A 6779-nucleotide genomic window follows, 5' to 3' on the forward strand; every position below is an offset into this window, starting at 1 on the left:
CAATTATTTAATTAGTACAGCAGACGGGCGCGGATAGTCCCCGGAATCGCCTTCATCGATTTCAGCGCAGCTTCAGCAACATCTTCTTCTGCATCGACATCAATAACCACATAGCCCATCTGCGGAGTGGTTTGCAGATACTGAGCGGCGATGTTGATGCCCTGCTCGGCAAAAATCTGGTTCAGCGCGGTCAAAATCCCCGGGCGGTTTTCGTGAATGTGCAGTAAACGGCTGGTGCTGCCACCGTGTAACGGCAGAGAAACTTCCGGGAAATTCACCGCAGAGAGTGTAGAACCGTTATCGGAATATTTAGCCAGTTTGCCAGCCACTTCCAGACCGATGTTTTCCTGTGCTTCCTGAGTCGAGCCGCCAATGTGCGGAGTCAGGATCACGTTATCAAACTCACACAGTGGCGAAGTGAATGGATCGCTGTTAGTTGCCGGTTCAGTCGGGAATACGTCGATTGCAGCACCTGCCAGATGCTTACGCGCCAGCGAATCACACAATGCAGGAATATCAACAACCGTGCCACGTGCGCAGTTGATCAGCAGTGCGCCCGGCTTCATCAGCGCCAGTTCGTTGACGCCAATCATGTTCTTGGTAGAGGCATTTTCAGGCACATGCAGACTCACCACATCGCTCATGTTGAGCAGGTCAGAAAGATGCTGAACCTGAGTCGCGTTACCCAGCGTCAGTTTGTTTTCGATATCGTAGAAGTAAACGTGCATACCCAGCGCTTCAGCCAGAATCCCCAACTGAGTCCCGATATGGCCGTAACCAATAATGCCGAGTTTTTTACCGCGTGCTTCATAAGAGCCAACCGCCAGTTTATTCCACACACCACGGTGTGCTTTGGCGTTAGCTTCCGGAACGCCACGCAGCAGTAATAGCAGTTGGCCGATAACCAGTTCTGCTACAGAACGCGTGTTAGAGAATGGGGCATTAAACACCGGAACGCCACGTTTAGCGGCAGCATCCAGGTCGACCTGGTTTGTACCAATACAGAAGCAGCCGACAGCCACCAGCCTTTCAGCCACGGCCAGAACATCTTCAGTTAAGTTGGTACGGGAACGCAGACCGATGAAATGCGCATCACGGATCGACTCTTTCAGGGCATCGCTGTCCAGCGCGCCTTTATGGTATTCGATGTTGGTATAGCCTGCTGCGCGAAGGTTATCCACGGCTTTCTGGTGTACACCTTCCACCAGCAGGAATTTAATCTTGTCTTTATCCAGTGATACTTTTGCCATTTCCCGACCCTATTTTTAGTACTGATGTTGTGCTGTGTGATAAGACACCCTTCTGCCAAAATATCAAAAAATACGGGCGGGGCAATATAAACGATTGCGTAGTCCGCAAAGCAAAAAAGGAATAAGCGGCATGGGGCAGCACAAAACTCTGAGTAGCAGAGAGAATCAGGAATGAACAGCAGGTGGTTGGCAGAAATGTGACATATGTCACCAAATTTAGCGTTAGATTATTTTGTCATTTTTTATACGGATATGGGGCGTATATACCCAAAATAATTCGAGTTGTAGGTAGGCGGCAAGTGAGCAAATCCCGATGAGCTAACTCAGGTAAGTGATTCGGGTTTGTGAGTGCAGCCAACACCCCTGCAACTTGAAGTATGACGGGTATAAAACGCCCCCCAGATCATTTCACAATGGTTTTCACACCATCAGCAGTACCAATCAACGCAACATCCGCACCACGGTTAGCAAACAGCCCCACGGTGACCACGCCAGGCAAGCCGTTAATCGCATTTTCGAGCGCGATAGGCTCAACGATGCTGAGGCCGTAAACATCAAGAATGATGTTGCCGTTATCGGTTACTACGCCCTGGCGGTATTCCGGGCGACCGCCCAGCTTGACCAGTGCGCGCGCCACGCAACTACGAGCCATTGGAATGACTTCCACTGGCAGTGGGAAGTTACCCAGGATGCCTACCTGCTTGGACGAATCGGCGATACAAATAAACTTTTCCGCGACAGACGCGATGATCTTTTCGCGGGTCAGCGCTGCACCGCCGCCTTTAATCATTTGCATCTGGCCGTTGATCTCATCTGCACCATCGACATAGATACCGAGGGTATCCACTTCGTTGAGATCGTAAACAGTGATACCAAGGCTTTTCAGTTTGGCGGTGGAAGCGTCGGAGCTAGAAACGGCACCATCAATCTGATGTTTGATAGTCCCAAGAGCATCAATAAAGTGTGCGGCGGTTGAGCCGGTACCCACACCGACGATAGTGCCTGGTTGCACGTATTGTAATGCTGCCCAGCCGACTGCTTTTTTCAGTTCATCCTGCGTCATGGTTAATTGCCTGTGCTGTGAAAACTGACGCGCATTATAGAGCAAGCCGCCAAAAAATGTCCTGCGATTGGCGCAGAACTCGGACGAACATTGCGGATTTGGTCTGGATCAGCGGCAAATTTATGTCATAGTGCAGCCATAACAAAAACAGGAGTCAGCAAACAACAATGAAACGCCCGGACTATAGAACGCTACAGGCGTTGGATGCCGTAATTCGTGAACGAGGGTTTGAGCGCGCCGCTCAAAAACTCTGTATTACTCAATCCGCCGTCTCGCAACGTATCAAGCAACTGGAAAATATGTTCGGCCAGCCATTGTTAGTACGCACTGTTCCGCCTCGTCCAACCGAGCAAGGGCAAAAGTTGCTGGCATTACTGCGTCAGGTCGAACTGCTTGAAGAAGAGTGGCTGGGCGATGAACAAACCGGTTCTACCCCGCTACTGCTGTCACTTGCGGTCAACGCCGACAGCCTGGCAACCTGGTTGCTGCCTGCTTTAGCGCCGGTTCTGGCCGACTCCCCTATTCGTCTGAATCTTCAGGTTGAAGATGAAACCCGAACCCAGGAACGCCTGCGCCGTGGTGAAGTGGTTGGCGCGGTTTCTATTCAACCACAGCCATTGCCAAGCTGCCTGGTCGACAGACTTGGAGCGCTGGATTATCTGTTTGTCGGTTCGAAAGACTTTGCCGCACGTTATTTCCCGAACGGAGTTACCCGCTCGGCACTGTTAAAAGCCCCTGCCGTGGCGTTCGACCATCTCGATGATATGCACCAGGCGTTCTTACAACAGAACTTCGATCTGTCGCCGGGTAGCGTCCCGTGCCACATCGTTAACTCATCGGAAGCGTTTGTACAATTGGCGCGTCAGGGCACCACATGCTGCATGATCCCGCATCTGCAAATCGAAAGAGAGCTGAAAAACGGCGAATTGATCGACCTGACGCCAGGCTTGATGCAGCGCCGCATGCTGTACTGGCACCGCTTCGCACCAGAAAGCCGCATGATGAGAAATGTCACCGACGCGCTGCTTGAGTACGGGCATAAGGTTTTGAGGCAGGACACTGAATAGAAAAAGGCCGCAATCCAATAGCGGCCTTTTTTTTGTCGGATGGCGCTAACGCTTATCCGACCTACGATTTTACGATTTTACGATTTTACGATTTTACGATTTTACGATTTTGTAGGGTGGATAAGCGCAAGCGTCATCCGACCAACAATTTTGCGCTTTTGCAGGGTGGATAAACGCAAGCATCATCCGACCAACAATTTTGCGCTTTTGCAGGGTGGATAAGCGCAAGCATCATCCGACCAACAATTTTGCGCTTTTGTAGGGTGGATAAGCGCAAGCATCATCCGACCAACAATTTTGCGCTTTTGTAGGGTGGATAAGCGCAAGCGTCATCCACCATCTATCAATGTCTTACTGTGCTGCTGGGGCTGTAGCCGGAGCGGAAGCCGCTCCCAGTTCAAACACCACATCAACCTGGTCATCAAACTGAATAGTCTGCTGATCGTAGGTATCCTGAGCAGAAACTGGTGCAGCTGCGTCAGCTTTCATCATCCGCACCATCGGCGCCGGCTGATAGTTAGAAACATGATAACGCACGCTATATACCGGCCCCAGCTTACTGTTGAAGCCTTCGGCTAACAGTTTCGCCTGACGAGATGCATCGTCGATAGCCGCTTTACGCGCTTTATCTTTGTATTGTTCTGGGTTTGCTACACCAAGCGATACGGAACGAATTTCGTTCAGACCCGCTTTCAGCGCGCCATCAAGCAACTCGTTCATTTTGTCGAGTTTACGCAGTGTGACTTCAACCTGACGCACGGCACGATAGCCTTTCAGCTGCGTTTTGCCATCTTTCAGATATTCGTATTCTGGTTGAGTGCGCAGGTTGGCGGCATTGATGTCTTTCTTCTCGACACCACTTTGCTGCAAGAAGGTCAGATACTGTGCAACGCGATCGTCAGCTTGTTTCTTAGCGGATACCGCATCTTTAGCAGACACATTGACTTCAATGGCGAGCGTGGCAATGTCAGGAACAGCATCCACGCTTGCAGTGCCGGATGTTACGATATGCGGGCCATTTGGCAACTCATCGGCCAATGCCGGAACCGAACCAAATCCAACTAAAGCGGCTAATGCCAGAGTTTTCAACTTCACTGTAATACCTCCATGCTACATTCCACTGTCATTCCGCCCGTAAAATCCACGGGCGTCTGGCAGCAAGCTTAGCCTGTAATGGTAACTTGTCTATCGGATTAAGGCGAATTAGCCTATCAGCGAAGAAATATGGTGCACCCCATCCGCCGCCAGTTGCAATGCGATAAACCACATCACCAACCCGACAACGCCGTTAATAATACGCTGCGCTTTAGCAGTGCGTAACCGGGGAGCAAGCCAGGCGGCGAGAAGGGCCAGGCCGTAGAACCACAGAATTGATGCACTCACGGTACCCAACGCAAACCAACGCTTTGGTTCATCGGCCAGTTGCCCACCGAGGCTACCGAGCACTACAAAAGTATCCAGATAAACATGCGGATTAAGCCAGGTGACAGCCAGCACAGTGGCGACAATTTTCCAGCGTCCCTGTTTCAGAACTTCCGCTGAAGCCAGTTCCACGCTGCTGCTCATCGCGGTACGCAACGCGCCCCAACCGTACCACAGCAAAAATGCCACGCCGCCCCAGGTCACAATGGCCAGCAACCACGGTGACTGCATCAACAGCGCGCTACCGCCAAAGATACCAGCACAAATCAGCAGCAAATCGCTGATTGCACAAAGCGAAGCAATCATCAGATGGTATTGGCGACGAATCCCCTGGTTCATAACAAAAGCGTTTTGCGGCCCGAGTGGTAGAATTAATGCAGCACCCAGTGTAAGGCCCTGAAAGAAATAAGATAACACGGTGATTTGCTCTTCAATTTGTATCAATTGAAGTAGAGTTTAGTGGGGAAATATTATTAGAGGAAATGGATAATTTTAATGGTTTATAAGCAGAACTAATAAAACAGGGGCCAGCCGAAACTGGCCCAGAAAAATCACTCTTGCGCAGGTTCTTTCACGCGTTTGAAATTCACATCCATTTGCGGGTAAGGGAAGCTGATCCCTTGCGCATCAAACTCACGTTTAACACGTTCCAGCACATCCCAATAGACGTTTTGCAGATCGCTGCTGTTGCTCCAGGCACGCACCACAAAATTAATCGCAGAAGGCCCAAGCTCATTAAGTCGCACGGTAATATCCCGGTCTTTCAGCACACGCTCATCACTAGTGATGATGTCGGTCAGAATTTGTTTAACCTTGTCGATATCCGAATCGTATGCCACACCGATGATGAATTCGTTGCGGCGCACCGGTTCGCGGGAGAAGTTAATGATATTCCCGGCGATAATTTTGCCGTTTGGCACGACGACAATCTTGCCATCCAGTGTGCGTAACGTGGTGGAGAAAATCTGCACATTCAGTACCGAACCTGCAATACCGCCGAGATCGACATACTCGCCCGCGCGGAATGGACGGAAGGTAACCAGCAGTACGCCAGCCGCCAGGTTAGAGAGCGAACCTTGCAGCGCCAGGCCGATAGCCAAACCTGCGGCACCCAACACCGCGATGACGGACGCAGTCTGGACACCCACGCGCCCTAAAGCGGCAATTAAAGTGAAAGCGATGATGCCGTAACGCACCAGAGCACAAAGGAAATCAGCTACAGTGGCATCAATACTACGCGCTACCATCACGCGGTTGATGGTATTGGAAACCACGCGAGCGACAATCATCCCGACGATAATAATCGCCAGTGCCGCCACAATGTTGACGGCATAGCTCAGCAGTAACGCCTGGTTGCGCACCAACCAGCCTCCGGCATTATTAATACTGTCTACTACGTTGAGATCTTCCATTCACTGTTCCTTGTCATTACCAAAATTCTGCGCCTCAAAGGCACAACAGAGACTTTAAAGATTAAACAAAACAATAGAATATGCCAACTTAGTCACAATTTTGCCACAAAAATGCAAAAAACCCCGCACAAGGCAGGGTTTAAGATTGCTGACAAAGGGTGATAAATGTGTTTTGTAGGGTGGCTAAGCGTTAGCGTCATCCACCATTTACGCCAGTTGTGTCGGATGACGCTGCGCTTATCCGACCTACGAAGACGTTTGTCATCAGTCTCAAACCCCGCACAAGGCAGGGTTTCAGATTACTGACAAAGGGTGATAAATGTGTTTTGTAGGGTGGATAAGCGTTAGCGTCATCCACCATTTACGCCAGTTGTGTCGGATGACGCTGCGCTTATCCGACCTACGAAGACGTTTGTCATCAGTCTCAAACCCCGCACAAGGCAGGGTTTCAGATTACTGACAAAGGGTGATAAATGTGTTTTGTAGGGTGGATAAGCGTTAGCGTCATCCACCATTTACGCCAGTTGTGTCGGATGACGCTGCGCTTATCCGACCTACGAAGAAG

General features: G+C 50.6%; 6 protein-coding genes. 1 reads left to right on the top strand and 5 read right to left on the bottom strand.

The genetic code is table 11. The features are described from left to right. Positions 1-11: 11 nt before the first annotated feature. Both serA and rpiA read right to left on the bottom strand, forming a co-directional pair. Positions 12-1250, bottom strand: coding sequence for a phosphoglycerate dehydrogenase (serA, locus tag EC843_RS10375; RefSeq protein WP_064543617.1), 1239 nt, complete (start codon positions 1248-1250; stop codon positions 12-14). A 403-nt stretch (positions 1251-1653) separates the two neighbouring features. Beyond that, positions 1654-2313: a ribose-5-phosphate isomerase RpiA gene (gene rpiA / locus EC843_RS10380; RefSeq protein WP_064543615.1), complete on the bottom strand. Its 660-nt coding sequence runs from the start codon at positions 2311-2313 to the stop codon at positions 1654-1656. Positions 2314-2480: 167 nt separating this feature from the next. On the opposite strand from rpiA, the gene argP reads away from it, so the two are divergent. Next, entirely contained in the window at positions 2481-3380 is a 900-nt protein-coding gene (gene argP, locus EC843_RS10385; protein WP_133522217.1) for a DNA-binding transcriptional regulator ArgP, read from the top strand. A 351-nt stretch (positions 3381-3731) separates the two neighbouring features. Here the strand turns inward: argP and EC843_RS10390 are convergent, their stop codons facing one another. From EC843_RS10390 to EC843_RS10400, 3 genes are all read right to left on the bottom strand, one after another. After that, a complete protein-coding gene (locus EC843_RS10390; RefSeq protein ID WP_064543611.1) occupies positions 3732-4475 on the bottom strand; it encodes an oxidative stress defense protein in 744 nt (247 codons plus the stop codon). A gap of 108 nt (positions 4476-4583) precedes the next feature. Next, the gene (gene argO, locus EC843_RS10395) at positions 4584-5219 is read right to left on the bottom strand and encodes an arginine exporter ArgO (protein WP_064543610.1); all 636 of its coding nucleotides are present in this window, start codon (positions 5217-5219) and stop codon (positions 4584-4586) included. A 134-nt stretch (positions 5220-5353) separates the two neighbouring features. Further along, on the bottom strand, positions 5354-6214 hold the full coding sequence (locus tag EC843_RS10400; RefSeq protein WP_064543608.1) for a small-conductance mechanosensitive channel MscS: 861 nt from the start codon (positions 6212-6214) through the stop codon (positions 5354-5356). Positions 6215-6779: the final 565 nt, after the last annotated feature.

It is taken from the genome of Buttiauxella sp. JUb87 (assembly GCF_004361975.1).
Taxonomy (GTDB): domain Bacteria; phylum Pseudomonadota; class Gammaproteobacteria; order Enterobacterales; family Enterobacteriaceae; genus Buttiauxella; species Buttiauxella ferragutiae.